Origin of the sequence: Paraburkholderia sp. J94 (genome assembly GCF_905220285.1) — a bacterium.
Classification (GTDB): domain Bacteria; phylum Pseudomonadota; class Gammaproteobacteria; order Burkholderiales; family Burkholderiaceae; genus Paraburkholderia; species Paraburkholderia tropica_A.
The window spans coordinates 236,601-261,729 of sequence record NZ_CAJMZH010000010.1; the positions used below are offsets into that span (position 1 = coordinate 236,601).

Annotated in this window: 21 protein-coding genes and 1 pseudogene; 6 read left to right on the forward strand and 16 right to left on the reverse strand. The window is 62.2% G+C overall.

Going from position 1 to position 25,129, the window contains the following annotated elements; all coding sequences use genetic code 11:
• Positions 1-13 precede the first annotated feature (13 nt).
• Positions 14-1,123, reverse strand: a complete 1,110-nt coding sequence (locus U4Y88_RS22915; RefSeq protein ID WP_321786595.1) for a porin — start codon at positions 1,121-1,123, stop codon at positions 14-16.
• A gap of 206 nt (positions 1,124-1,329) precedes the next feature.
• On the opposite strand from U4Y88_RS22915, the gene U4Y88_RS22920 reads away from it, so the two are divergent.
• Positions 1,330-2,229 carry a LysR family transcriptional regulator gene (locus U4Y88_RS22920; protein ID WP_310631495.1) on the forward strand — a complete coding sequence of 300 codons (900 nt, stop codon included), beginning with the start codon at positions 1,330-1,332 and terminating at the stop codon, positions 2,227-2,229.
• A gap of 69 nt (positions 2,230-2,298) precedes the next feature.
• Here the strand turns inward: U4Y88_RS22920 and U4Y88_RS22925 are convergent, their stop codons facing one another.
• The 7 genes and pseudogenes from U4Y88_RS22925 to U4Y88_RS22955 form a co-directional block, all read right to left on the reverse strand.
• A complete protein-coding gene (locus U4Y88_RS22925) occupies positions 2,299-3,966 on the reverse strand; it encodes a Na/Pi cotransporter family protein (RefSeq protein WP_224017300.1) in 1,668 nt (555 codons plus the stop codon).
• A gap of 175 nt (positions 3,967-4,141) precedes the next feature.
• Complete coding sequence (locus U4Y88_RS22930) at positions 4,142-4,768, reverse strand: DUF47 domain-containing protein (RefSeq protein WP_321786597.1); 627 nt, start codon at positions 4,766-4,768, stop codon at positions 4,142-4,144.
• A 178-nt stretch (positions 4,769-4,946) separates the two neighbouring features.
• Positions 4,947-5,387 (reverse strand): potassium channel family protein, encoded by a 441-nt coding sequence (locus U4Y88_RS22935; RefSeq protein WP_224017295.1) that lies wholly within the window; start codon positions 5,385-5,387, stop codon positions 4,947-4,949.
• Positions 5,388-5,434: 47 nt separating this feature from the next.
• Positions 5,435-6,889: a DUF2252 domain-containing protein gene (locus U4Y88_RS22940; protein WP_321786599.1), complete on the reverse strand. Its 1,455-nt coding sequence runs from the start codon at positions 6,887-6,889 to the stop codon at positions 5,435-5,437.
• A 49-nt stretch (positions 6,890-6,938) separates the two neighbouring features.
• Complete coding sequence (locus U4Y88_RS22945; protein ID WP_321786601.1) at positions 6,939-8,672, reverse strand: SulP family inorganic anion transporter; 1,734 nt, start codon at positions 8,670-8,672, stop codon at positions 6,939-6,941.
• Between the two features lie 254 nt (positions 8,673-8,926).
• Positions 8,927-9,154 (reverse strand): annotated as a pseudogene (locus tag U4Y88_RS22950) (VOC family protein); the annotation flags it as partial.
• Positions 9,155-9,159: 5 nt separating this feature from the next.
• The gene (locus U4Y88_RS22955) at positions 9,160-9,660 is read right to left on the reverse strand and encodes a GNAT family N-acetyltransferase (RefSeq protein ID WP_321786603.1); all 501 of its coding nucleotides are present in this window, start codon (positions 9,658-9,660) and stop codon (positions 9,160-9,162) included.
• A 253-nt stretch (positions 9,661-9,913) separates the two neighbouring features.
• On the opposite strand from U4Y88_RS22955, the gene U4Y88_RS22960 reads away from it, so the two are divergent.
• A complete protein-coding gene (locus U4Y88_RS22960; RefSeq protein ID WP_321786605.1) occupies positions 9,914-10,510 on the forward strand; it encodes a hypothetical protein in 597 nt (198 codons plus the stop codon).
• A 337-nt stretch (positions 10,511-10,847) separates the two neighbouring features.
• Here the strand turns inward: U4Y88_RS22960 and U4Y88_RS22965 are convergent, their stop codons facing one another.
• The 8 genes from U4Y88_RS22965 to gcvA all read right to left on the reverse strand — a co-directional run bounded on the left by U4Y88_RS22965 (position 10,848) and on the right by gcvA (position 18,879).
• The gene (locus U4Y88_RS22965; protein WP_321786607.1) at positions 10,848-11,153 is read right to left on the reverse strand and encodes a panthothenate synthetase; all 306 of its coding nucleotides are present in this window, start codon (positions 11,151-11,153) and stop codon (positions 10,848-10,850) included.
• Positions 11,154-11,515: 362 nt separating this feature from the next.
• The gene (locus tag U4Y88_RS22970) at positions 11,516-12,799 is read right to left on the reverse strand and encodes a glycine-rich domain-containing protein (RefSeq protein ID WP_321786609.1); all 1,284 of its coding nucleotides are present in this window, start codon (positions 12,797-12,799) and stop codon (positions 11,516-11,518) included.
• A gap of 423 nt (positions 12,800-13,222) precedes the next feature.
• A complete protein-coding gene (locus U4Y88_RS22975; protein ID WP_321786611.1) occupies positions 13,223-14,185 on the reverse strand; it encodes a hypothetical protein in 963 nt (320 codons plus the stop codon).
• Positions 14,186-14,406: 221 nt separating this feature from the next.
• The gene (locus U4Y88_RS22980; RefSeq protein ID WP_321786613.1) at positions 14,407-14,712 is read right to left on the reverse strand and encodes a helix-turn-helix domain-containing protein; all 306 of its coding nucleotides are present in this window, start codon (positions 14,710-14,712) and stop codon (positions 14,407-14,409) included.
• A gap of 17 nt (positions 14,713-14,729) precedes the next feature.
• Positions 14,730-16,007, reverse strand: coding sequence for a type II toxin-antitoxin system HipA family toxin (locus U4Y88_RS22985; RefSeq protein WP_321786614.1), 1,278 nt, complete (start codon positions 16,005-16,007; stop codon positions 14,730-14,732).
• A 75-nt stretch (positions 16,008-16,082) separates the two neighbouring features.
• On the reverse strand, positions 16,083-17,276 hold the full coding sequence (locus tag U4Y88_RS22990) for an aminotransferase class V-fold PLP-dependent enzyme (protein WP_321786616.1): 1,194 nt from the start codon (positions 17,274-17,276) through the stop codon (positions 16,083-16,085).
• A 25-nt stretch (positions 17,277-17,301) separates the two neighbouring features.
• Positions 17,302-17,817 carry a RidA family protein gene (locus U4Y88_RS22995; RefSeq protein ID WP_321786618.1) on the reverse strand — a complete coding sequence of 172 codons (516 nt, stop codon included), beginning with the start codon at positions 17,815-17,817 and terminating at the stop codon, positions 17,302-17,304.
• Positions 17,818-17,937: 120 nt separating this feature from the next.
• Positions 17,938-18,879 carry a transcriptional regulator GcvA gene (gene gcvA, locus U4Y88_RS23000; RefSeq protein WP_321786620.1) on the reverse strand — a complete coding sequence of 314 codons (942 nt, stop codon included), beginning with the start codon at positions 18,877-18,879 and terminating at the stop codon, positions 17,938-17,940.
• Between the two features lie 227 nt (positions 18,880-19,106).
• On the opposite strand from gcvA, the gene U4Y88_RS23005 reads away from it, so the two are divergent.
• From U4Y88_RS23005 to U4Y88_RS23020, 4 genes are all read left to right on the forward strand, one after another.
• Positions 19,107-19,745, forward strand: a complete 639-nt coding sequence (locus U4Y88_RS23005) for a TetR/AcrR family transcriptional regulator (protein ID WP_321786622.1) — start codon at positions 19,107-19,109, stop codon at positions 19,743-19,745.
• Positions 19,746-19,835: 90 nt separating this feature from the next.
• Positions 19,836-22,019: a TonB-dependent siderophore receptor gene (locus U4Y88_RS23010; RefSeq protein WP_321786624.1), complete on the forward strand. Its 2,184-nt coding sequence runs from the start codon at positions 19,836-19,838 to the stop codon at positions 22,017-22,019.
• A gap of 124 nt (positions 22,020-22,143) precedes the next feature.
• Positions 22,144-24,066, forward strand: a complete 1,923-nt coding sequence (locus U4Y88_RS23015) for an extracellular solute-binding protein (protein ID WP_321786626.1) — start codon at positions 22,144-22,146, stop codon at positions 24,064-24,066.
• Positions 24,067-24,073: 7 nt separating this feature from the next.
• Positions 24,074-25,123 carry an ABC transporter permease subunit gene (locus tag U4Y88_RS23020; protein ID WP_321786628.1) on the forward strand — a complete coding sequence of 350 codons (1,050 nt, stop codon included), beginning with the start codon at positions 24,074-24,076 and terminating at the stop codon, positions 25,121-25,123.
• Positions 25,124-25,129: the final 6 nt, after the last annotated feature.

Sequence of the window (25,129 nt, forward strand, 5' to 3'; positions counted from 1 at the left end):
GGCGTCGCGAACATCAAAAGCGATGAAACATGCCGAGCGTCACGCCGGTCTGGTTCGGGCCGAAGGCCGTGCTGTCGCTGGTGCCGACCGGCGTGTACGTGCCATCCGCGTAGCGCGTCGCCTGTGCGTAGGCAACGGTCGCGTACAGCGAGGTGCGCTTCGACAGGTCGTACTGCGTGCTCAGCACGCCCATCCACGTGTTCGAGGTGCCGGGCGTCTTGTTGAGGTCGTAGTAATACGCGGCCGTCAACTTGAGATGACGCATCACGGGATAACGCGCGCCCGCGAACAGCAGCGCCTGCGATTCCGATGCGCTTTTCGTCGGGTTGTACAGATAGTGTTCGTAGCCGCCGAGCAGTTCGATCGCGCCGATGCTCTGACGCGCCGACACGCTGTAGTTGCGCGACTTCGTCCACTTGCCGCTCGAATTGATCGCGCCGTTGCGGTAGTCGTAGGCGAGGGCGACGCCGAAGCTGCCGCCATCGTAGTCGAGTCCGCCGCCGTACGCGGCGCTGCTCTGGAACGAGTCGGCGTCGCCGCCGAAGCTGTAGTCGGCGATGGCCGTCAAACCGCCCAGGCGGCCCACGTATTTGACCGAATTGCTGTTGCGCGCGCGAAAGGCGAAGTCGTCGGACGAGCCTGTCGTCGGGAACCACGTGTACTGCTGCGCAAACGACATCGGATCGTAGCGCAACAGAATGTCGTACATCGCCGTGTATTGCAGGCCGAACGACAGCGAGCCGAAGCGGTCGTTCGACAAGCCGACGGCGGCGGTGCGGTTGAACAATGTGCCCGCCGTCGCCTGCGTGCCGTCGTTGCTGTTGAAACCCGACTCCAGCACGAACCATGCGCTGTTGCCGCCGCCGAGCGGCTCGCTGCCGCGCACGCCGAAGCGCGAGTTGTGAATGCCGCCCGAGTTTTCGCGCACGAGTGAGCCGCCTGTGGCGCTTGCATGCGAGAGGAACTCGACGTTCGCGTCGATCACGCCGTAGAGCGTGACCGAGCCCGCGCTCGCGCCCGCGCCGCCGGTCGCCAGTTGCAGCGCCTCGTCGATTTCGCCTTGCGCGTGGGCCGCGCTCCAGCCCGAAATGAGAATGGCCGCGGCAGCGGTGTGCTTTTTCATGGTGGTCTCCGATTGTTGTTGTGACGTCGTTGCGTGGTTGGTCTTCGCCGCATCGCGAGTGCGTTCGGGCGAAGTCCACGCATCGTAGTGGCGCGTCCGATAGATGTAAAATATCGATTCGATGACCCTCCCATACGTTAAAAATATGGGAGCCACGCCACGGGTCCGCCCGCCGATCCCGTCACAGAGTCAGGAAGCCTGAAACGATGGAGCTACGCCATTTGCGGTATTTCCTCGCCGTCGCCGAGGAACGTCAGTTCACGCGCGCCGCCGAGCGTCTGGCGATGCAGCAGCCGCCGCTTTCGCAGCAAATCCGGCTGCTGGAGGAAGAAGTGGGCTGCGAGCTGTTCGTGCGGATGCCGCGCGGCGTCGAACTCACGCCAGCCGGGGAAGCGTTCGCGCAAACCGCCACGCTCGTGCTGGAGAGCTTGCAGCAGGGCGTATCGCACGCACGCCGGATCGCGCGCGGCGAACTGGGGACAATCGCGATCGGCCTGACGAGTTCGGCGGGCTTTCATCCGCTCACGACGCAGATCATTCGCGCGTTCGGCGCGGCGCAGCCGGGCATCGAAATCGAACTCGCGGAACTCAACGCCGCCGAGCTGATCGAGCGTCTGCTCGCGCGCCAGATTCACGTGGCTTTTCTGCGCAAGCCCGTGGAAACGCCCGCCGAGCTGTCGTTCGTCCAGTTGCTCGACGAGCCGATGGTGGTGGTGCTGCCGCGCGGACATGCGCTGCTCGCGAGCGGTGAGGGCGAGCCGCCCGCGCTGCCGCTGGAAGCGCTCGCGCACGAAGATTTCATCCTCGTGCGGCGTCCCGGCGCGCCCGGCATGTACGCGGATTTTCTCGCCGCCTGCAAGCGCGCGGGTTTTCTACCGCACGTCGCGCGCGAAGTGCCGCGCATGCTTACGGGCATTCATATGGTCGCGGCCGGTTTGGGCGTGACGCTGGTCCCGGCGTCGATGCGGCACTACGATCACGGCAATGTGGTCTTTTGCCCGCTGAGCCGCGCGCATGGACTCAGCGCACCGCTGCATCTCGCGCATCCGTCGACGATGCACAACCCGGCGGCGGACCGGTTTGTGGAGTTTGCGCGGGCGCGGTGAGCGCGCGCAAGGGCGCGTGTGCTACGCGAATGACGTACGTCTGCGCGTACCCGCGGCACGGTCGCTGCGTCACTCCTTCGTGTGCAGACTGTCCAGCGAACGCTTGCGCAGCCGGGTTTCATGCAGGGCGCCTGCCGCGTCGAGTACGGGATAGGCCGTCGAACAGAACAGCGAATTCAGCCGCTTCATGTTGCTGATCAGATCGAGATGCAAGGCGCTGGTTTCCACGCTGCGAAGCGACTGTCCCGCAAGCCGGTCCAGATGCTTGTGCGAATACACGCGCTCCAGATCGCGAAAACGTTCCTTCTCGGCCAGAAGCTGTTCCGCGCAACGCAAATCGTTATTCAGAAACACCGACAGCCCGAGCCGCAGATTGCTCACCAGTCGCGCGTGCAGATCGTCGAGTTCTCCCAAACCTTGCTCGGAGAATGCGAGCCGTTGGGAAATCTTTTTCTCTTCGATGTCGCTCACGATGCGCTCGATGATATCGCCTGCATGTTCGAGATTGATCGTGAGAGAAATGATGTCCGTCCAGCGGCGGCTCTCGGCTTCATCCAGCTGTTCACGCGAGATCAGCGTCAGATAGTTTTTCACTTCGGCGTACAACTGGTCGACGTCGTCGTCCATTCGCATCGTTTCGCGCGCGACGGCGAGATCGTTGCTTCTGAGCAGTTCCGAGACGTTCTCCAGCATCACGCTGACGATATCGCCAATCCGCAGCACTTCGCGCGATGCGTTGGCGAGCGCGAGGCCCGGCGTCGCAAGCCCGGCGGGATCGAGATGCAGCGGGCGCAGTTCGCCGGTGACCAATGGGCGGTCCGGCAACAACCGACGGCTGATGGCGGCGACCCGGTCGACCATGGTGAGACAGGCGCAGCATCGCACGGTGTTGTAGATCAGATGGAAGCCGACGACGGCCTCGCGCGGATTCGCAATGAGGACCGGCAATGCGCGTGCGAGCAACGAGGCGAACGGCAGGATAATCACCGCGCCGAGCAGCTTGAATGCGAAGCTGCCCGCGGCGAGGCGGCGGGCAGCGGCGTTTTGAGGCAACGCGCTCATCAGCGCGAGCAGACCGCTGCCGAGATTGGCGCCGACCACGAGACACAATGCGACCTTCAACGAAATGACGCCGGAAGAGGCGAGCGTCGCCGTCAAAAGCACGGCGGCGAGGCTCGAATACGAGAGCATCGCGAAGGCCGCGCCGACCAGCGCATCGAGCATCGTGTCGCCGGTCAGGGCGCTGAACATCACCCTGACGCCGGTGCCCTGCATCATGGGCTGCGCCGCTTCCACAATCAGATGAAGGGCCAGCAGGATCAAACCGAGGCCGATGAGCGTGCGCCCCGTTTGACCGACGCGCGTCTGCTTGCGCGTGAGAAAAAGCGGTACGCCGACGAGTATCAGCAGCGGCGACAGCCACGAGAGATCGAGTGTCAGCACCCGCGCCATGAGCGCGGTGCCAACGTCGGCGCCCAGCATGATGGTCAGCCCGCTCGCCAGCGACACCATGCCTTGCGCGGTGAACGACGAGATGATGACCGCCGTGGCGTTACTGCTTTGCACGAGGCTGGTGACGCCCAGACCGGCGAGGAAGGCCTTGAGCCGACTACCCGTGCTGCGCCCGAGGATTGCGCGAAGATCGGCGCCAAGCACGCGCAGAATGCCGGTGCGGACGATGTGCGTGCCCCACACCAGAAGCGACACGCCGGAAAGCAGATTCAGAAGGATCAACACGATAGGCGACGTTACAGCATGACTTATGGGCCCGGTTGAAGGGCGCCTGGCGATTGGCGCCTGGATGTGACACTAGTGTTACACAGATTGGGATTATTCGAGGGGATAAAAAATCGGCGTCTGGTGCGTTGAAGCGGGGGAATGGCGATTGATCCAGCGGTATCGGGAAATACCTTCAGGCGTTGTCCAGCACGATACCCTGAATGATTTTGGCAGCGACCTCGCATTTATCGGTAATGGTCTCGAGCAGTTCATAGACGCTTTTCAGTTTAATCAGCGTCTTGACATCGTCTTCCTCGCGAAACAGCCGCGAAATCGCGATACGCAGCAATCTGTCGACTTCCGATTCGAGTTCGTCGATTTGCTTGCAACAGCGCAGGATCTGATCAGCCTGTTTCATATCGGAAAGCAGGCTGACTGCCTGCTGAACCTGAATCGCCGTTCGTGTGCTCAGACGCGCAAACTCGATCGCATCGTCGGGCAGCGCTCGCACGTCGTACAGCGTGATCGTGTTCGCGACGTCTTCAATCACGTCGATGATGTCGTCCAGCGTATTGATCAGATGCTGGATCTGGTCGCGATCCAGTGGCGTGATGAATGTCTTGTGCAACAGGTCGTTGCAGTCACGGGTCAGTTTGTCTGCGGATTTCTCGATGATTTTTATATTCCGCCGGTGTCTCTCCGCGTCGTCGATGTGCTCGATCAGTCTTTCGAGCGCATGACTGCCGTCGACGATATAACGCGCATGAGCATTGAAGATCTCGAAGAAATTACCGTCTCTGGGCATGAACCGGCCGAACATAGGGCATCACCTCGGATTCAACGGCGCGCCGCTCGCGCCGTCGCAAAAGTGACACATATTACCGTCATTTTTGCCGGGTTCTGTTACGCCAAAATGCTGGGGATCGGTGAGGGGGTTATTCGGTGGGTTTATTTAACATAAGATAAATTAGCGCACTTTTTGTGTAGCGTCTACATCGCTATTCCTGCCTCAAACGCGCCCCGTGGTACTTGATCACGTCCATGACCACAGCCGTCATCACAGCGGTCGAGACACCGAACATCAAGATGCCGTTCGCAGCTTCGATCGGTCCGAGCATACGCCAGTGTCTGGACATGACGATATCGCCATAGCCGAGCGTGGAAAAATTGACACCGGAATGGTATAGCGCCGTGACGAAGTCGGAAAACTCGCCAAGGACCATAAACAGCGCCGCCCAGATCGCCATCTGCGCGAAGTTGCAGAGCAAGGTCAGCAGCATCACAGCGGACAACAGGAACGCATCCATCCACAGCGGCTCCTTGCCCTGGTAAGCATGCCGCAGTCCCGCGTAACGGCGCAGGCAGATGGTCACGACCGCGCCTTGCAGCAGCAGGCACAGCAGCATGACCGGGGTGGCGACCAGTACGTTGTGCAACATGATTGACTCCGTCTTCGAGCCGACTCCGGTGGCCGTGCGCTCTCGCATCACTCACGAATGACCTGGATACCTCCCGACTTGACCGCCGTCTTTAAAGCCGTCCAATCCGCTTCGTTTTGCTCGGCATAAGCGAGCGCGAATCGCTCGATGGCCTCGTCGAACGCGTCCGACTTTCCCATATAGCCGAGCAATAACGCGGGGTCGCCCGCTTTCGCCATCGCATGGGCCAGCGCGTGAGCGCAGGAGACGGCGTATTCGTCGAGATCATGGATATCGAATGTGGAAAAATCGAATGCGCCCTTCATGTCGCGCAGTTGACGCACATAGAAGTCATTGCCGGTGTGGCGCATTTTCGACCATCCGAGAAAAATGTCGCTGGCCGATTGCAGCAGACGCTGTCCATTCACGACGCGCTGTCCGTGATTGGGAAAACGGCTGGGCGGCAAATATCCCTCCAGCACCGAAGCTCGCGCCTCTTTCAACTGCAAAAACAAGGGACATGCACCATCGGCCATGAAAAGCGACTGGTAGCAGCGCGTCCCGACCGACCCCACGCCAACGACGCGAATGGCGACATCCACCAGCTCGTAGCGATCAAAGAGCGCGCGCCTGTCGTCGGGCAGTGTCAACCGGTAGTCGGCGAAAAAACGCCTCACCATTGCATCGTATTGCTTATGATCGTGCGGACTCTCAAGGGGAATGTGATACACGAGCGGCGGCACGTCCTTGATGCGCAGCTTACCGTTGACGACTTCGGTCGCATGCGTCATCACCGATCGGGACGACTGCCGGCTAGCCTTGGTAATGACGGCGAGTTCCTTTCTCCTTTCCTCCAGCGAACCGGCAATCTCCAGCATGCTCGCTGCCCTGAACTGGTAGTACCAGACGTCGAGCGTATCCATGCGGCTGAACTCGGCGATCCGTTGCCGAAACGTCTCGCAGAGCCGACGCACGACCGCGCGCTGCTCACGCATCGCGAGTCCGCGTTCGCGCGCTTCAATCACAAACGAGGCGGCGAGCCTGCGCACATCCCAGTCAAATGGACCGGGCAGCGTTTCGTCAAAATCGTTGGGGCCGAACAGCATGCGCCGCTCGGGGCTCGCGAACAGCCCGAAGTTCGCCAGGTGAGTATCGCCGCCCAGTTGGACGTTGACGTCCGAATGCGGCAGTTTCGACAGATCGTAGGCCATCACCGCCGCCGCGCCGCGATAGAACGCGAACGGATTCGCCACCATGCGCCCGTAGCGAATGGGTATCAACTCCGGCACCCGCCCCACATTGGAAGCGGCGAGCAACACGAGAGGATCGCGGCCATCCGTCCTGCATTCAGCGAGCTTCGCACGCGGCACTTTCGCACGCGCCGCTTTGCCCTGCTGGATGCGCGAGGCCAACGAGCCGCGTCCCGCGAACAAGGCGGACGGATCTTCATGCGCCGCCCATGTTCCCGGATCGGCCGGTTCTTTCGCGGATTGCTTGCGCTTCGCTGCGGCGATCTCAGACACGTGTGACTCCCCTTTCCTGCTTTCCTGCGCGTTGCCGACAGGCGTGGGTTCAGCCGGCACTGGCGCCCGGCGCGGACGGCGGAGCCGTTGCTGATCGATTGCTGAGCGTGGCGATCGCGGCATCGACGGTTGCAAAGATCTCGCGATGAATGTCCTGCGCGCGCAGCGCCTTATACCGTTCAAGCTCGTGCCGAACGCCAGTTGGAAGTGCAACGGTTGCGAACCCCACGCCGCGCCTGTCGAGTTCGCCTCCGAGCTGAATCAAGGTCTTGCAGGCGGTGTAGTCGATGTTGTTGATTTCCGACGCATCGAGGATCACCCAACGCAATGGCGCGCTTGCCTCATTGACGAGCCTGAGCACTTCCTCCGAGAAACGACCGGCGTTCGCATAGAACAGATCGGCTTCGAACCGGTAGACGACCATGCCAGGCGCCGCCAGCACATTCGGTTCGACACGATGCGCGACCCACTGCCCGGCCGGACTGCGGGTGAGCACGCGTGTGCGCAGGTGGTAGCTGTTTCGGGCATGGGCGATCAGCGACATCACGATGGCAGCGAGAATGCCGTGCATCACATCGACGAACACGACCACGCACACCGTGAGCAGCGCGACGATAAATTCGTCCTTCTGCATGCGATAAAGCTCGGTCATGCCCTTCACGTCGATCAGCTTCACGCCGATCATGAACACGATGGCCGACAAGACAGCCGCCGGCAAAAGGCTCAGCGGCTTCGTGAGGAACAGCAGGACCAGCAGCACGATGACCGCCGTCGTCAGATGGGCGACCTGAGTGCGGCCCCCAGCATCGTCGACCATCTCGGTTTTGGTCGGACTCCCGTTGACGACGAAGGTGCCGGTGAACGCGGCAGCGGCGTTCGCCGCCGCAAGCCCGATAATGTCGGCATTGTCGTCGCCCTTCTCGTTGTAGCGGTTGGCGTATGCGCGCGCAGTCGCGGCGCTCTGCGCGATGATGACGATGAAACACGAGGCGGCGGTCGCCAATACCTGGTTGATTTCGTTGGTATGCAGCGGCGGGAGAAACAGCGAAGGAAGCCCGCCGGGAACTTCACCGGTGATGGCAATGCCGTGCCGGGCGAAGTCGAATACGCCACTTGCCACGATCGATCCGATAACCGCGATCAGCGCTCCCGGCGCGCGTGGCACAAATCGTTTGCAACCGATGATGACGGCCAGGACGGCAATCGAAAGTATCGTGGTCGGATAGTTCGCCTCGGCAACGCGCTGGACCACGGACACGATCTGCATCAGCGGACCATGTCCCTGTTTCGCGAGTCCGATCAGCCCCGCAAGCTCGCCTGCCGCGACCTGGATGCCCACGCCAGTCAGAAAGCCGATTAACGCGCTGCGAGAAAGAAAGTCGGCAAGAAAGCCCAAACGGAAGATTCGCGCAAACACCAGCATCACGGCCACCGTCAAGGCGACGGTACTGGTCAGGCCGACATATTCTTTACTGCCCAGCGCGGCGACGGCCGTTAGCGTACCCGCAAGAATGGCGGCCGTGGCGGAATCCGCGGCGACGACCAGTTGGCGCGATGCACCAAAGATCGCGAACGCCACGAGCGGCAGGAGGATGGTGTAAAGGCCCGTGACAGTGGGCGTGCCCGAGATCTTCGTATAGCCCATTACCTCGGGAATGCCGAGCGCCGCAAGCGTGATCCCCGCCACGATGTCGTGCGGGAGTTGCGCTGAACTGAACGGCAAAAGCCCCTGCAAAAGGGGCAGTCGATGCGGGGCAGCCCCCGCGGAAGCCGCTGGTTTCATTGCCTCACCTCGGTATTGGCCTGCAATCCGGTCAGGCGTCTGGTCCGTCGTCGTGCCAACAATATTTGGCAGACTTGCGCGTGGCGCAATAGGACTTAGGTCCAATAGGGTGATGGCCGATCGTTGTGGAAATGCGTTGGCGAAACTGCCCTGCTCGACCGCTGTGTTGCGTTCGTTGTTACAGACGGGCTGGCTGTTTATTGATGTAATTCAGACATCTGAGTGGACGGGCAGTTGCGGGGGGAAGTGGCTGCTTATGGCCGGCTATTTTTTTGCTCGTTCGGATATGGTCGGCGCTGAGCGGAAACCAGTTTCTCGAATGGATCGCGAACGAAGAACCGACAGACGCCCCAAGGTTCGTCAACCGGACCATATTCGATGGCAAAGCCCGCAGCCTTAATGCGGTCAAGTGCTGCGTCCATATCGTCCGCTTCAATCGACAGGTCCGACACCGGGGTGCTGGAGCCTCCTTCTGTGGCAAACCCCGCTACGTCGTATATCGAGCACTTCGCCTGCCGTGATCAATCACCTCCCCCCTTCGTGTTAAACCAAGCTTTTCGGCGACTCGAAGCGATCCGAGGTTCAAGATGTCGATTTCTGCGACCACCGTAACCAAACCGAGTGTTGCGGTCGCGTGTTGAAGGACCGGAAATGCTGCCTCAGTGGCGATACCCGATCCCCAGGCTTTGCGGGGCAAACGCCACCCTATTTCGACTTCCGGGTCACGGGCATCCGTGGGGATCAAAAGAATCCACCCAAGGAACTCGGACGCGTCGCTTCGATTCCTGATTGCCCAATAGCCCATTCCCGGTGGGTAAGAGGCGAGCGTGCGTGTCTCAATGAAGTCCCGATGCCGTTGGCTGTCACCCCACGGGCCGTCCACGAAACGCGTTACCTCCGGGTCGCAATCCATGGCCAGACACTCGTCGGTATCCAGCAGCGTGCGGGGACGAAGCACCAGGCGGCGGGTTTCGAAGGTGGGTTGCATCTGGAACCTATCATCAGTCGGAAACACGAGATTCTGACATTTCGAAGGTGACGATCGCCAACAATCGATGCACTCCATACGAATGTGTCGATGTGGCCGCTTTCGGCCTGCCACGCCAACCGTGAGTAACCTGTCGGCATGGTTTTATGTGAATCGCATGGAGCATTTCTAACCGGGCACTTTGCAGAGCGGGGCTGTTTAAACTTATCATTAATGCGTCCCCCCAAGCCCTTCGTTTACCAACGCAACCTTCATGCAATTCGAAGAATTCATCGATCGATGGGAAAGCAATCCTTCAACGACGCTGCAGATCGCCCTCCTTATGCGGATCGCCGTTGCACTTCAGGAGTCGACCGAATGCATCGGTGCAGCCATCGTCGGTTCATTTGCAAAGGAAAGCGCCGATCGCCTGTCCGACATAGACCTGATTGCTTTCTGCTCAGATGGTACAGGACATTCGCTGTTTCGCATGGTAGGTCAGCTAATTTCACCAGCGGAAATACTCTTCGCAGTCGACGGCAAACATAGTCCCGATAGCCCCTATCGGAAACTCATTTTTGCAGATATGACCTCGATTGAGTTTCACGTGATCGCACCTGATACGAAACTAGAATTAGAACAACCCTTCGTGGAGATCGTGAATCGAGGCCTGTGCCTGGAGTCTAGAGTTTCACAGCGGCATGCGTCGGCCGATCGAAATATGACTGTTTTTCGATATGGTGACCGCGGATTGGCGTGGGAGCTTTTCAACTGCCTGAAATGGCTTTGGCGCGGAGAGCTCGACGCAGCGAGAGACTATCTGATCAAGCTCGGTAAGGCGATCGAGGCATCAGGGGTAAAAGATCGCTAACGGCTACATGACTGCGCGCTGAATTCCACGAGGCGTGCGCCGCGGCGGCGGAATGGCTCAGTGCGATCCGGAGCCGTCGTTCGATCAACGGGCAACGAACGGCCGGTTCGAAATGTGCACCGATCACGTGTGCCAGCGGGCAGGCAGCGTGGGAGAAGACACATGTCACCTACACGCGCCGCCGCGCATCCGTGAATTAACTCAGTGTCAAGTGAGTGCGACGCCCTGGTCATCCAGATCGTAAGCCCTGTGAGCCGGTGCAAGTGCGGAAGCCGAAGCGGGCGATGTACGGTTTCCTAAGCATATAAAAAATATGAAAACAGGACTTATTTACTCACTATTTCCATTTTGATCCAATCGTCCCCAAGCCGGATTTTTTCAGGTCTTCCGGCACCATCACCACGCGAAACTCAACGTCAGCATTGAACGTGAGAAACCAAGGCTCCGCGAGTGCGGGAATCTGCGAGGGCTCGTCAAGATTGATGACGAGAAGCGCTCCGCGGCCTCCGCATTGCTCGGTAAAATAGATTGCCTCCGGTTTCGCCTCCTCGAGTATTTTCGCCATCGCTTCCTCGATAGTGCCGTTGCGCACAAAAGTATTGAATGGCTCGTGGGGAATTCGTATGTTCAAAAGCATGCGCATGGTCGTTCTCCTTGGTTGAGGCGCTGAAAGAAGCTTCAAGCGTAGGACGTCGCCGACGCTCCATTAGTGGCTTGGACCACACACCACAAGATCCCGAACACATTGGTGTGCAACGGTACGGAGCGTCGTCGGAAACCGATGAATTAATGCGTGCGAGCTTACGTGCGAACGGCCGAACTTGGCGCGGTCGGCGGGAACCGACCCTGAGCCGTCGTTCGACCCAGCGCGGCCCCGATGGCCGCGTCCGAACGACAACCGGCATTCAGTCAGGGCTTTGGCTGGCGCGGTCGGCTGCAGCAGCCGCTCACCACGCTTAGTCTACATACGGCAAATCCAAGCGAACCCCACGCGATTTTGTATCGTCAAGTTTTCGTGATCCGGATTTCGATTGGCAAGCGCTCAAACTCGAATCCGCCGGATTGAATCGAAACAGTCCAGACTCCCTCACGCTCAATTGGAAAATTGATGACAAGGCCGAATGTGGGGCGTGAAACTGCACGTGAGTTGCCGCTAAAAACCGTGAATGTTTGCTCCGAAACCACCGCACCATCAGGCCCAAGTATTATCGCGGCGAACTTGAACATCGTATCTGCTGCAGCGTTGCCTACCGATAGTGTCCCGAATAGCGGAAAGGTCCACTCGTTAGGAAGCTCTTTAAACGAAAAGTGTTCGACACCGGCGGCAAGTAGGTTCCCGAGGCCGTCTCGCACTTGAACGACTTCCGCGGCAATCAACGAGCTAACGCGAAGACCGTTAGCCCGGTCTACCTCAGTGACTTCCCGCTCTTGGAACGTGCTGAATCCCGCTTTGCCGCCTTTTCCACCCTTAGCCCGAATAAGGTCGCCGAACTCGGTATCTTCGCCGTCCTCGCCGTCGCCCCCAGTGGGGTTTGGTCTGCCACCTCTCCCAATCTTGATCGGGATCGTTTGGCCGGGTGTCAGACGCACATTTGTGGCGATCACATGCTCACCGCCCCCTCCACCGCCGCCCCCTTTCGAACCCGGGCCAGTAGCCCCAGCGCCGCCACCGCCGGCGCCCGGCGCCGTTGCGTCCAATCCGTGAAGGTGTATGGTTTTTCCACCGGGGCCACCATCGCCACCCTGCGCGTTTTCCCCTGTCGCGCCCCCGCCGCCACCGCCCGCACCAGGCGCGCTGCCGCCATGTCCGCCGAGATAATTTACGATGTGGGAATCGACATCGATGTCCAGAAACTGCTTTCTTACTGCCGCCATGCTCGGCTTATCCAAAATCGCCGTAATTCTCTCGAGGTGGAATATTTCGAGGGCTAGGGGACGAGCCTCTTCAATGAATCGCTGTCTCTCGGAAAGCGTCAGTTCTTGGTTTGTCACGAACGCGACGCCCACGGCTTGACCGGCAGGAACCTTCGCCAAATCGCCCTTTAGCTTCTTTCGAAAGTGCTTGATAGCCTGCTGGCCGCGAGGGAAGTAGACTGCCATGATCCAAGGCTTGCCGTCCCGCGTGCATGCCCCATCCCGACCGCCATCCTTGCCGCCCAATGGGTGACTGGGGTCGATGTTGGAAAAACCTTCGCTGATTAAAATTTGCGCGGCGAGGCGCTCCGATGGAGCTTGCCCGTTCGTCCATTCGCGAAGCCGGTGCCACGTCTCGTCCCAACGGTTTGTCATTCTTCTTTCCCATACTTGTTGACGTCTCGAACCTGACGTACGGGACGATATTAATTCACCTTTTCTACTTCAAATGGAACAGTCAACCCGGACGTCAAAAAAGTATCGAAACGTCATACGTGGTCGGCGGGTAACAGCCAGCGCAAATGACTGGAATGGCCGAGCGCCAGTGCTCGCCTTTGCAAATCAGATGGCCGCTTGCTTGTCCGGCGCCGACGTCTGAAGGGCCGAGCGATGCGGCGTGCGAACGACGGGAGATGCCCGCGTACCGCCTTATGATTCCGTCGACAAGCGACCGCGGAGAAACGCACACAACGCTCCGCCGTTAGCTGCGAAGCCAGTCGAGGGAAAACCGTGAAATCGTCACTATTAGCTGGGGGCGGCCAGCCAGGTCAACTGGATCCCCCTCGAATCCCCACCGCCTCACTGGTTGACTGACGCAGCCGGGCTTCTATCGGCACCGTGCCAAATCACCCGGCTGTCCCGCGCATAGATGAAACACGCTGTCGTCGCCAATATCTGGCAAATGGAGATTGCGCGCTGTTCCGCCGCCCGTTCATTCTCAGAAGCTTCAGACGCGCCCGGCGAGTATCCCCAATGACCGTCAGTCGATATTGCAAATGCCCCATGCGCTCCGCCGGCCAACCATTTACGGTAGCCTTCTTGTCCTCGCGCATCGATGTATGGCACCGGCTCAGGGGAACCGGCCGCCTCGCCTTCCGAAATGATGGGTTGCGACGGCGCCAACAGAGGTTCAGGCTGAGATTCGTTGGTCACTTTCTGTTGCGCGCCGCCGATTAATCCATCCTTCTCAAGATCATCAAACACTCTGATGATAAGTTTTCTCACCGTATCACTATCAAAGGCTGGGTCCCATGGAGTGAGCGTGTTGACCTTTACGCGGTAATCCGCATGCCAATACTCGATGCCGCGCGGCACGTCGCGAAAAATCGCGTGGAACACAAACAGGACATCGGCCGAATTTTGCGTTGATTGCCCGCCCCTCACAAATAGCACGAGTTCCGTGCTGTTTCCGCGGGAAGCATCGGGACCCACGCCGTTCCATGGATTGTTGCCCCGAATGTCGGCATTCGAAACGTCGACATCTGCCTCGAGGCCTCGGGCGCTTGCAACTTCAGGTGCGATAAACCTTATTTCATTGCCAAGATCATAGTAGCCATCCCTCTCGAGGAGAGCCGCAGGAGAATAGGAAATGCCGGGGGCACGCGGGTTGGTTGCCCGGAACGTATTTTGAATGTACCGAACACTCAGGCGCGAAGCCGGTACAGACGGTCGGCTGCTCAGGCTGGAACTACCTGAAATTGAAGTGCACCCAGACAGAATTACGATGAGAGCAGCGATCCAGCGATAAGAACTCAACTGCATCCCAATTCCCCGAATTTATTCATTGTGTTGGGCCGGGACATCAAACGTGCATCCCCGTATGATAGATCCGCAGCAGGATTCACTAGCAGCGGTATTGAGTGCGTTTTGTCGTCAGCCTTTCGGGATTCCGCCTAAAAGCTTACAAATATCAGCGCACGACAACTGCGAATTGTCGATGATCTACGCGGCGTTGTCGAACGGCCGAAATTGGCCAGCCCGCCTCACTCCGCCGTATTCGAAACCGACTCCCCCCGCCTCAAACGCACAAACCCCACCTGAAGCCCAAACAGCTTTCCAATACTATTTAGCGATTCCACCGTCGGATTCCCCGTACCACGCTCGATGTCCTGAATCACGCGCCGGCTGACGCCGCGATGGGCAGCGAATTCCGCTTGCGTCAGGCCCGTCATTTTGCGCATCGCCTTCATGGCTTCGGCGATGCTCAACTCGCCGCGTTCGATGCGCTCATAGAATTCCCGGCGCTGGGCGTTTTGCTCCTCACGGCTCGGCGGTATACGTCGGGGCATACTGGATCTCTAAGGAATCAGGAATCAGAACGCAGGGTCTTGAGTTGCCGGACCTGCGTATCAATGGACGGAATCAGGAACTGGACGATGTCGTGATCGACACCCTGTGCGAGCATGATGTCCGGCAGGCGTTCGATCTGCGAGGCAAACCTGCCCAGCGCCTCGCCGAGCAACCGTTGCTCATCCGCGCTAACCGGCAGCGCAGCCAGCACATCGCTCCACTCCGTCAGTTCGACTCGCGTCGCATCCGGCCGATACCACCTGAGCGTGCGCGGCACCAGTTCGGGGTCGAGATACATCGGCGCGAAATCGAACAACGGGGTCAACTGCTGTCGGCCATCGACAAGTTGCATCGCCGTGTTGCGCGCATGATTGTCGGTGTTGCGCATGGCCAGGTTGAGCACGTCGCGCTTGATGAATTCGAGCGTTTCGGCCGCCGGATCGGTGGCGACCCTGCGGATGGCCGCGACGACCTCGAAAAGATCCGGGCGCTGATCGAAGCCGCTAAGGCCGAGCAATGAGGCCACGCTTTCCTGATGCAGCCGCTCGACGCGCCCGTGGCGCACGCGCCGGTCGAAGCGCGGAATCAGCAGCACGTCGCCGTGCAGGCTGGGCAACTGCTCATACGTGCGGATGCCGATCGCGGCGGCCACCCGCATATAGGCCGCCTCGTTGTGCAGGACCTTGATGTCGGCGGGCGCGTTGCCGCGCGGCAGCTTCGCGATCAGGTGCTGGGTCGCCTGCGCGTCCGGCAGAACCGCGTCGCCGTGCAGCAGGCCGTTCTGGTCGCGCGTGAGCAGATATTTCGGCGCCGCGCCCTGCACGCCCGTCGTGCCCGTGCCGAGCATGCCGTGCAGATACATCCGCTCCTTGAAGTCCGCGCTGCGCTCGACCACGTCGTCGATCGACATGCCCGGCAAGCCACGCGCGTCCGGGTGTCGGCGCACGTGGGACTCGAAGTAATCGACCGCCTCGGCGACGCGGATGCGCCCGATCGGATTGAACGCGCCCGCGCAGAGCAGCGGAAAGTCCGCGTCCGGGCCGTCCTGCATCTTGAGCTCGCCCAGCAGGAAACGCCGGCCGGCGCCCTGCGGCACGAGGTCGTACAGAAACGCCGGAAGCTGACGCCCGAACCGGAATTCCGTGTCCACGGGTTCGACGAGCGACAGCGGGTCGTGCGTATGCTCGACGGCGTACATGACCTGGAATTCCCACTGGCACCGGCCATCGCGGAATTCGACCTGGGCGCAGTCGATCCACCGGTCGTCCAGGAATATCTGCAGGGTGCTTTCCACCGCTCACCTCCTATATGCCTCATAAATGTAGCACAAAGAGGTGAAGCGCGTCTTAAGTGCTTCTTATAAGAAGCTTTATGCGATTGCGATGATCGCCTCGACCAACCGCCCGATCTCCTCATCGGTCGTCAGATAGCTGACCGACGCCCGCGCGACGCTCGTGAGCCCGCGCGCCCGCATATCGAGCGGCGTATAGGGCACGCCGCTCAATCCGATCGAAATCCCCCGCCCGGCCAGCGCCGCCTGCACCGCTTGCGGCTCGTGCCCCGCGAGATTGAACGCCACCAGCCCGGAGCGCTCGACACCGTCATCGAGCAACACGACCGATCCGATCTGCGCCAGGCGCTGCCGCAGCGTCGTCGCCACCTGATCGATACGCTGACGAATCGCCGGCACGCCAATCGCCAGCGCCTCGCGCAGCGCGTTCGCGAGTCCGGCGCGCAGCGCCAGCGACGTTTCCGCCGACTCGAAACGCCCCGCGTCGTCGCGCAGACGCGGCTCGCCCTGCGCGTCGAGCGGCGCCGAAAAGCGGTCCACGTACGCGGGCGTCAAGTGTTCGAGAAACTCACGCCGCACATACAGCAGCCCGGTGCCGCGCGGCGCGCGCAGCGCCTTGCGCGGCGCGGCACTGAGCACGTCGCAGCCGATTGTCCGCACGTCGGTCGGCACCTGTCCGGCCGCCTGCGCGGCATCGACGAAATAGGGAATGCCGAAGCGCCGCGCAATCGCGCCCACGGCCTCGGCCGGATTGATGAGCCCGCCGTTCGCGGGCAGCCACGTCAGCGCGATCAGCCGCACACGCTCGTCGATCATCGACGCCAGCGCCGCCGTATCGAGCGTGCCGTCCTCGCGCGAGGGAATCACGTCGATCGTCGCGCCCGCGCGCTGCGCCGCGAACTGCATCGCGGCCAGATTGCCGCCCCATTCGTGGCGTCCGACGAGGAGGCGATCGCCCGCGTTCCAGCCGCCCAGCGCCGCGAACGCCGCGCCCCAGCCCTGCGAATTGCCGCCGGTCAGCGCGATTTCGTCGGGCTGCGCGTTGAACAGCGTGGCGGCGAGCGCGTGCGCTTCATCGGTGATGGCGCTCGCGGCGACGCCCGCTTCCATCGGCCCGCGCGTCGCCTCGCGTTCGAGCTGCGCGTGAATCGCGCTCAACGTCGCCGACGAGGGCAGCGATGCGCCCGCGTGATTGAAATGCGTCGTCGTGCGCGTGCCGGGCGTCTGGGCACGCAGCGCGTCGATGTCGGTATCGGTCAGTAGTCTGGTCATGCGGCCTCCCCGGTGATGGCAGCGATCAACGTTCGCGCAGCGCGACCACGGCATCGACTTCGACCGCCGAGCCGGCCGGCAGCATCGCGACGCCCACGGCGCTGCGCGCGTGCCGTCCGATCTCGCCGAAGATCTCGACGATCAGATCGGAGGCGCCGTTCGCCACCACGCTCTGGCGGCTGAAGCCCGGCGCGCTCGCCACGAACACGCCGAGCTTGACCACGCGCGCGACGCGGTCGAGCCGGTCGCCGGTCGCGGCGGCGATCTGCGCGACGACGCCGAGCGCGCACAGGCGCGCCGCTTCGATGCCATCGGCTTCGGTGACGTCGGCGCCCAGTTGGCCCGTGTACGGCACCGCATTGCCGCGTCGCGCGATCTGCCCGGAAATGTGGAGCAGATGGCCGTCCTGCACGAACGAGACGTAATTGGCGGCGGGCGCGGCGGCCGGTTCGAGCGTCAAGCCGAGCGCGGCGACGCGAGCGGAAATAGTAGAAACGGTCGAATCGATGCTGGATTCAAGCGAGGCGTTGACGGTGTTCACGGCGAGGCTCCTTGCGCGATGCGTGGTTCGTGATGCATGGTTCTGGATTCGGGAGCACCGATCCTAGCCATTCGCCTCGCCCGCGACCAATCAATCCTTGCCGCCCGTGCATGAGCGGAACTAATGCGTCGATGCGCGCGTGGCGTCGCCGTCGCCGATATCGTCGTTTTCAGCGGCGGCGATCAGCCAGTCGCAGAACGCGCTGGCCGCTTCGCTGCGCGGGCCCGGCCGCGTGACGAGCCACCAGCCGATCTCGGGATCGTCGAGCGTCATCGACGGAAACATGGGCACGAGCGCGCCGCTGCCGAGCTGCGGCGCGATCAGCCGATGCCGGCCCATCGCCACGCCCTGCCCGGCCAGCGCCGCCTCGACGACGATGTTGTAGTCGTGCAGATGCACGCCGCGCGCGGCGCTCAGATCGACGCCGAAGCGCGCCGTCCACGCATCCCATTCGAACGGCTGCTTGCTGTGCGAGAACAGGATCGGCAGGCGCAGCAGGTCGTCGGCGCGCGTGAACGGACCATGCGCGGCGAGCAAACGCGGCGCGCCCACCACCGAAAGACGCTCGGACATCAGTTTGCGTGCTTGCACGCCGGACCACGTGCCGCGTCCGTAGCGAATCGCCACGTCGACGTCGCCTTGCGAAAAGTCGGCGAGCGCGATATCGGGACGCAACCGCAGATCGACATCGGGAAACGCCGCGTGAAAATCGTGCAGACGCGGCGCGAGCCAGCGCGTCGCGAACGACGCCAGCAGACCGACCGTCAAGCTGCCCGCCGCGTGACGCGGCGCACGCATCGCGTCCGTGCCGCGCCGTAGCAGATCGAACGCGGCGTGCACGTGTTCGAAATACGCCTGGCCGTCGCTCGTCAACGTCACCGAACGCACGCGCCGTTCGAACAGCCGCCGCCCGAGATCCTCTTCGAGCTTCTTGATGTGATGGCTCACGGCGCTTTGCGTGACGTGAAGCTCGTCGGCCGCCGCGGTGAAACTCAAATGCCGCGCGACCGCCTCGAATACGCGCAGCGACAGTAGCGGAGGAATGGAGCGCGACGAAGACATGGCATGAAGCATCGAATCAGACAGGCGACGATCTTAACGCGATTACGCGGTGCGAAACCGTACGCCGGTTCCTGTCGAACAGATAAGCATGTGAGGGAATTTTCTTGGACACCGTGATGCACGGTCAATAACATACCAACCGTACTGTATCTCGCTGTAACGCCTTTTGAATGTCCGCGATGCAGCGATCCTTTAACGCGCGCCGCGAGACCGTCCCGCCCCGCACCATGAATAACGTCACTCCGAATACCGCACCACGCGTCAGGCGCACCCAACACGAACGCAGCACGGCGGCGCGCGTCGCGCTCATCAACGCCACGTTGGCCTGCCTCGCCGAAGTCGGTCTCGCGAAGACGTCGATCAGCGAAATCTGCCAGCGCGCGGGCCTCTCGCGCGGCGCCCTGCTCCATCACTTTCCGCACAAGAACGAACTGCTGGTGGCGGCCTACGTGGCGTGGATCAGCGGCAAGCTCGACACGCTTGAACAGCGCATCGAACCGGGCGCCAGCGTGCGCGACGAAGTGCGCGTCTGGCGCGCGCAAATGCGCGAGACGTTTCCGATGACGCAGGAGTTCTACGGCGCGCTGCGCAGCGACGCCGATCTGCGCGAGCGATTCAACGCCGCGTTGCTGACGCATTCGATCGGCGACGACATGCGCCATCATCCCGCGAACACACGCATCGACCAGTCGCCCGCGCCGTGGCTCACGCGCTACGTGATCGCGTGTTTCATTCGCGGACTGTGCCTGCAGGAACTGTTCGTGCGCGATGCGTCGGTTCCCGATCAGGCCTTCGAGCATTTCATCGAAATGCTCGGCGCGCATATCGAAGGCCCGCTCGCGCTCGCTCCTTCGCCGACTGCCTGATTCACTGATTCCCTGATACCCGGTCGCATGTGACCTTCTCGCCAAGGCGTGCCTGGCTGCAATCAATATAAATATATCGGACTACTACGTATGAGAAAAAGCATATTCCGTTTGCGGGTGATTCCGGCCTTGCTGATCGGCGCAGGGACGTTGACCGCGAGCCTCGCTCACGCCGACGACACCGCCAGCACCGCACAAAAAGCCACGAACGACGCGACGAACGACGCCACGTCCGGCACGAACAAGGCCGCCGACAACAAGGTCCACAGCCTCGCCACGGTGACGATCAACGGCTCGCGCCAGCAGGCGCCGAAGGTGTCGAGCGGCGCGCTCGGTACGCGTTCCGATCTGGAAACGCCGTTCTCGACGCGCGTGGTCACGCAGCAGGAACTCGAAGACCGCCAGGTGAAATCGCTCGGCAAGGTGTTCGCGGAAGACGCGGCGGTGATGTCGCTCGGCGACACCTATTCGTTCAACGCCTATTCGATCAACGTGCGCGGCATTCCGCTCGACGACTACAACGGCTACAAGATCAACGGCCTGCCTTTCTATATGACGACCGTCGAATTGCCGGTCGAATCGTTCGAATCGATCCAGTTGCTCAAGGGCGCATCGGGCTTCATGTATGGATTCGGCGCGCCAGGCGGCATCATCAATTTCGTGACGAAGAAGCCGACCGACACCTTCACGTTCAGCGCCGACGTGGGCTATAGCTCCGACTCGGTTTTCAGCCAGCACATCGACACCGGCGGGCGCTTCGGGCCGGACAGCATGTTCGGCTATCGCTTCAACATCACGCACGAACAGGGCGAAACGTATAGCGATTCGCACGTGCTGCGCAATTCGGAGTCGCTTTCGCTCGACGCGCGCCTCACGCGCTCGCTCACGTGGACTTTCGACGGCCTCTATCAGTCGCGCAAGGTCGACGGCGGCATTCAGGACGTCATGCTCAGCGACTACACGGGCACGAGCCTGCCGCGCGCGCCGAGCGGCCGCACGAATCTCTCCGCATACGGCGACACGTTCTTCAATTCGAACGTGTACTTCGTGAGCAGCGGCCTGCACTGGCAGATCGATCCGGTCTGGAAAGCGAGCATCGACTATAGCCATAGCAAGGACGAGCGCAGCTACTCCGGCCAATGGCTCGACCTGCTCAACGAGCAAGGCGACTTCAACACGTATCTGAACCGTTCGCGCGGATCGTCGATTTACGACGTCGTGCAAGCCACGCTCGAAGGCAAGTTCTCGACCGGCCCGGTCGATCATCAGGTCGTACTGGGCGTGTCCCAGCAATGGCTCACGAAAAAGACCGTGCCCAGCTACCTCTATACGGATATCGGCTCGAACAATCTCTACGACACGATCACGCAGCACACGTGGGACGGCACCTACGATTACAGCCAGCAGTACAACAATTTCAATTCGCAGCAGAAGTCGATTTTCGCGAGCGATACGCTGAGCTTCCTGAAATACTGGTCGATTCTCGCGGGCATTCGCTACACGAGTTATCACCAGACATCGTGGACGTCGCCGTCCGCGTCGCCGGTCAGCTACACGCAGAATCCGGTCACGCCGACGCTCGCGCTGATGTTCCGTCCGCGCAGCGACCTGCTGTTCTACGCGAGCTACGTGGAAGCGCTCGAAGACGGCGGCACAGCGGCCGAAGGCTACGCGAACGCGAACCAGGTGCTCGATCCGATCAAGAGCAAGCAGTATGAAGTGGGCGTGAAGTACGACGGCCGCCATGTGGGCGCGTCGGCGGCGCTGTTCCGCATCGAGCGCGGCGCGGAGTACGGCAACGCGCAGAACGTCTACGTCTCGAACGGCAAGGAGCGCATCAACGGTCTCGAACTCGACGGCCACGTCGATCTGCCCGCGGGTTTCCGCGTGGCCGCCAGCACCGCGTGGGAAGCGGGCACGTATAGCGAAACCGAGGCCGATCTGATCGGCAAGCGCATCGAGGGCATTCCGCGCTGGCAGGCCACGCTGCAACTCAGCGACCGCATTCCGGGCGTGACGGGCCTCACCGCGAACGCCGAAGCGCACTACTACGGCAGCATGATGGCCGACGCGAACAACAACTACGTGCTGCCGAGCTTCACCCTCTTCAACGCCGGGCTCAGCTATCGCACCACGGTCGCCGGTCATGGCGTGACGCTGCGCGCCGAAGTCGACAACATTTTCGACCGCCATTACTGGGGCTTCCTGCAGAGCGACTATATGTTCGTCGGCGCCCCGCGCACGGTCGCGCTCAACGCGCGCTTCGACCTGTGAGCGCGGCCGTGTCGAATCGCTCGATTGCGCACGCGGGCCGCGCGACGCTGTCGCTCATGAAGCGGGCGCAGTCATGATCGCGCTGGCACATGCTGGAAAACGGCGCGCGCGGCGGTGGGCAGGCGTGTGCGCGATCGCGCTGGCGCAAGCCGCCGCGTCCGCGTCCGCGCACGCGGCGACGCTCGCCGCGAGCCCAGCGAGCCCGACGACTCACAGCGCGCCCGACGCCCCGCACTGGCAAACCACGCTCGCGCTGTTCGACGACGCGCGCCCCGCCAGCGTGCCCGCGCGCCTGCCTTACGCCGACGACACGCCGCCGCGCGGCGGTACGCTGCGGCTCGCGAACTACATCGACGCCACGCCGATCGTCACCTCGTACGACTCGCTCAATCCGTTCCTGCTGCGCGGCAACGCGGCGCCGGCCGCGCCGACCCTGCTGTTCGAGACGCTGATGCAGCGCAGCCTCGACGACGTGAGCACGCAATATCCGCTGCTCGCCGACCGCGTCGCCATCGCACCGGACGGTCTTTCCGCGACGTTCCATCTGAATCCCGCCGCGCGCTTTTCGAACGGCAAACCCGTGACCGCCGACGACGTGGTCTGGTCGTTCGACTGCCTCAGCCAGGCGCCCACGTCGCCGTTCTACAGCGGCCGCTATGCGCTGATCCGCGCGGCGCGCGCGCTCGACGCGCAGACCGTGCGCTTCGACTTCCGTTCGGCGCAGCGCCGCGCCGTGCTCGATGCGGGCGACCTTTACGTGTTCTCGCGCGACTGGGCGCGCACGCCCGCAGGCGGCACACGCAGTTTCGATCAACTCGCGACCGTGCCGCCCATCGCGAGCGGCCCGTACCGGATCGACTCGCGCGCGAGCAACCGCGAGATCGTCTACCGGCGCGATCCGCATTACTGGGGCGCGGACCTGCCCGTGCGGCGCGGCATGTTCAATTTCGACACCATCAGCTTTCGCCTCTATAGCGACGACTCCGCGCCGCTCCAGGCATTCCGTGCCGGCGACATCGACGCGATGTTCGAAGGCAGCGCCGAACAATGGACGCGCAATTACAGCGGCCCCGGCTTCGCGGCGGGCACGCTGCACAAACAGGAATTCGCCGAGCAAGGCATCAGCGACGCGCAAGGCCTGTTCTTCAACCTGCGCCGAAAAAAATTCCAGGACCCGCGCGTGCGCGAAGCCGTGGGGCTCGCGCTCGATTACGAGTGGATCAACCGCAACATGTTTTTCGGCCAGTACGAGCGCAGCCAGGGCTTTTTCGACGACAGCGAGTTCGCCGCGCGCGGCACGCCCGGCGCGGACGAACTCGCGCTGCTCGAACCGCTGCGCGCGAGCCTCCCGCCCGAAGTGTTCGGCGACGTGCCAGCGCAGCCGCAAACCACGGGCAAGGACGGCCTGCGCCGCAATCTCGCGCGCGCCGAGGCGCTGCTCGAAAGCGCAGGCTGGCATTACCGCGATGGCGTGCTGCGCGATGCATCGGGCACGCCGTTCACGATCGAACTGCTCGACGACGGCACCGGCATGCAGCGCATTCTGATGGTCATCGTGCGCAATCTGCGGATGCTCGGCATCGACGCGCGCCTGCGCATCATGGACCAGACGGTCATCAACGAGCGGCTCAAGCATTTCGATTTCGACATGACGACGCTCGGCTATCGCGCCGCGAGCGTGCCCGGCGGCGAACTCGCGCGGCGCTTCGGCAGCGAGGCCGCGCGCACGCCCGGTTCGGAAAACTACGCGGGCGTGAGTTCGCCCGCCGTCGATGCGCTGATCGCCGACGTGCAGCACGCGCGGAGCGAGCACGCGTTGATCGCAGCGGCGCGCGCACTCGACCGCGTGCTGCGCGGCGAACGCATCATGGTGCCGGAGTGGCACATCACGCACGCGCGCGTCGCGTGGAACCGGCGCATCGCGCCGCCCGCACAGGTGCCGAAGCAATATCCGTGGATGGACTGGGTGATCGGCTGGTGGCACGCCGCGCCGCAAAGCGCGCCGACCGCAAAGACAGCGCCCGCTTTCGCGCAGACACAGGAGTAAGCGCATCATGATTGCCTATATCGGCCGGCGCCTCGCGCTGATGATCCCCACGCTGCTCGGCGTGCTCACGGTCACTTTCATCATCATGCAGTTCGTGCCCGGCGGTCCCGTCGAGCAGGTGATGGCGCGCCTGCAAGGCACGTCGATGCATGGCGAGGGCGGCGGCGGCAACGGCGGCTATCACGGCAACGAGGGCGTCGATCCCGCGCAGATCGCGGCGATCCGCCACGAGTTCGGCTTCGATCAGCCGCCGCTCACGCGCTACGTGCGCATGCTCGCGCATTACGCGCGCTTCGACCTGGGCCAGTCGTTCTTCCAGCATCGATCCGTGTGGGAACTGATACGCAGCAAGCTGCCCGTGACGGTCACGCTCGGCAGCTTCACGCTCGTGCTCACGTATCTGATTTCGGTGCCGCTCGGCATTGCGAAGGCGCTGCATCGCGGCAGCGCGTTCGACTTCGCCACCAGCGCCGCGTTGCTGGCCGCCTATGCGATTCCCGGTTTCGTGCTCGGCGTGCTGCTGATGATGCTGTTCGGCGGCGACCTGTTCCTGCATGTGTTTCCGCTCGGCGGCTTCGGCTCGGAAGGCCACGACGCGCTGCCGTTCGCGCAGCGCGTGCTCGACCGGCTCTGGCATCTGGTGCTGCCAGTGACGGCTTCGGTGACGGGCAGTCTCGCGGTGGTCTCGCTGCTCACGCGCAACGCGTTTCTCGACGAACTCTCGCGCCAGTACGTGCTGACCGCGCGCGCGAAAGGCGCCGCGCGCAGCGCCGTGGTCTGGCGTCACGTGCTGCGCAATGCGCTGCTGCCGCTCGCCACCGGCTTACCCGCCGCATTCATCGCCGCTTATGTGAGCGGCAGTCTGCTGATCGAAACACTGTTCTCGCTCGACGGCGTGGGCCGCCTCTCGTACGACGCCATCGTGGGCCGCGACTATCCGGTCGTGCTCGGCTCGCTGTTCGTGTTCACGGTGGTGAGTCTCGTCGCGCGGCTCGCGGGCGATCTCGCCTACGCGCTGATCGATCCGCGCATTCACTTCGGCGGCAACGGCCGCTGACTTCGG

Excerpts from the sequence above, each read along its gene's own strand:
- U4Y88_RS22915 (WP_321786595.1), bottom strand. The coding sequence starts at position 1,123 with ATGAAAAAGCACACCGCTGCCGCGGCCATTCTCATTTCGGGCTGGAGC.
- U4Y88_RS22920 (WP_310631495.1), top strand. The coding sequence starts at position 1,330 with ATGGAGCTACGCCATTTGCGGTATTTCCTCGCCGTCGCCGAGGAACGT.
- U4Y88_RS22930 (WP_321786597.1), bottom strand. The coding sequence starts at position 4,768 with ATGTTCGGCCGGTTCATGCCCAGAGACGGTAATTTCTTCGAGATCTTC.
- U4Y88_RS22935 (WP_224017295.1), bottom strand. The coding sequence starts at position 5,387 with ATGTTGCACAACGTACTGGTCGCCACCCCGGTCATGCTGCTGTGCCTG.
- U4Y88_RS22945 (WP_321786601.1), bottom strand. The coding sequence starts at position 8,672 with ATGAAACCAGCGGCTTCCGCGGGGGCTGCCCCGCATCGACTGCCCCTT.
- U4Y88_RS22955 (WP_321786603.1), bottom strand. The coding sequence starts at position 9,660 with ATGCAACCCACCTTCGAAACCCGCCGCCTGGTGCTTCGTCCCCGCACG.
- U4Y88_RS22960 (WP_321786605.1), top strand. The coding sequence starts at position 9,914 with ATGCAATTCGAAGAATTCATCGATCGATGGGAAAGCAATCCTTCAACG.
- U4Y88_RS22965 (WP_321786607.1), bottom strand. The coding sequence starts at position 11,153 with ATGCGCATGCTTTTGAACATACGAATTCCCCACGAGCCATTCAATACT.
- U4Y88_RS22970 (WP_321786609.1), bottom strand. The coding sequence starts at position 12,799 with ATGACAAACCGTTGGGACGAGACGTGGCACCGGCTTCGCGAATGGACG.
- U4Y88_RS22975 (WP_321786611.1), bottom strand. The coding sequence starts at position 14,185 with ATGCAGTTGAGTTCTTATCGCTGGATCGCTGCTCTCATCGTAATTCTG.
- U4Y88_RS22980 (WP_321786613.1), bottom strand. The coding sequence starts at position 14,712 with ATGCCCCGACGTATACCGCCGAGCCGTGAGGAGCAAAACGCCCAGCGC.
- U4Y88_RS22990 (WP_321786616.1), bottom strand. The coding sequence starts at position 17,276 with ATGACCAGACTACTGACCGATACCGACATCGACGCGCTGCGTGCCCAG.
- gcvA (WP_321786620.1), bottom strand. The coding sequence starts at position 18,879 with ATGTCTTCGTCGCGCTCCATTCCTCCGCTACTGTCGCTGCGCGTATTC.
- U4Y88_RS23005 (WP_321786622.1), top strand. The coding sequence starts at position 19,107 with ATGAATAACGTCACTCCGAATACCGCACCACGCGTCAGGCGCACCCAA.
- U4Y88_RS23010 (WP_321786624.1), top strand. The coding sequence starts at position 19,836 with ATGAGAAAAAGCATATTCCGTTTGCGGGTGATTCCGGCCTTGCTGATC.
- U4Y88_RS23020 (WP_321786628.1), top strand. The coding sequence starts at position 24,074 with ATGATTGCCTATATCGGCCGGCGCCTCGCGCTGATGATCCCCACGCTG.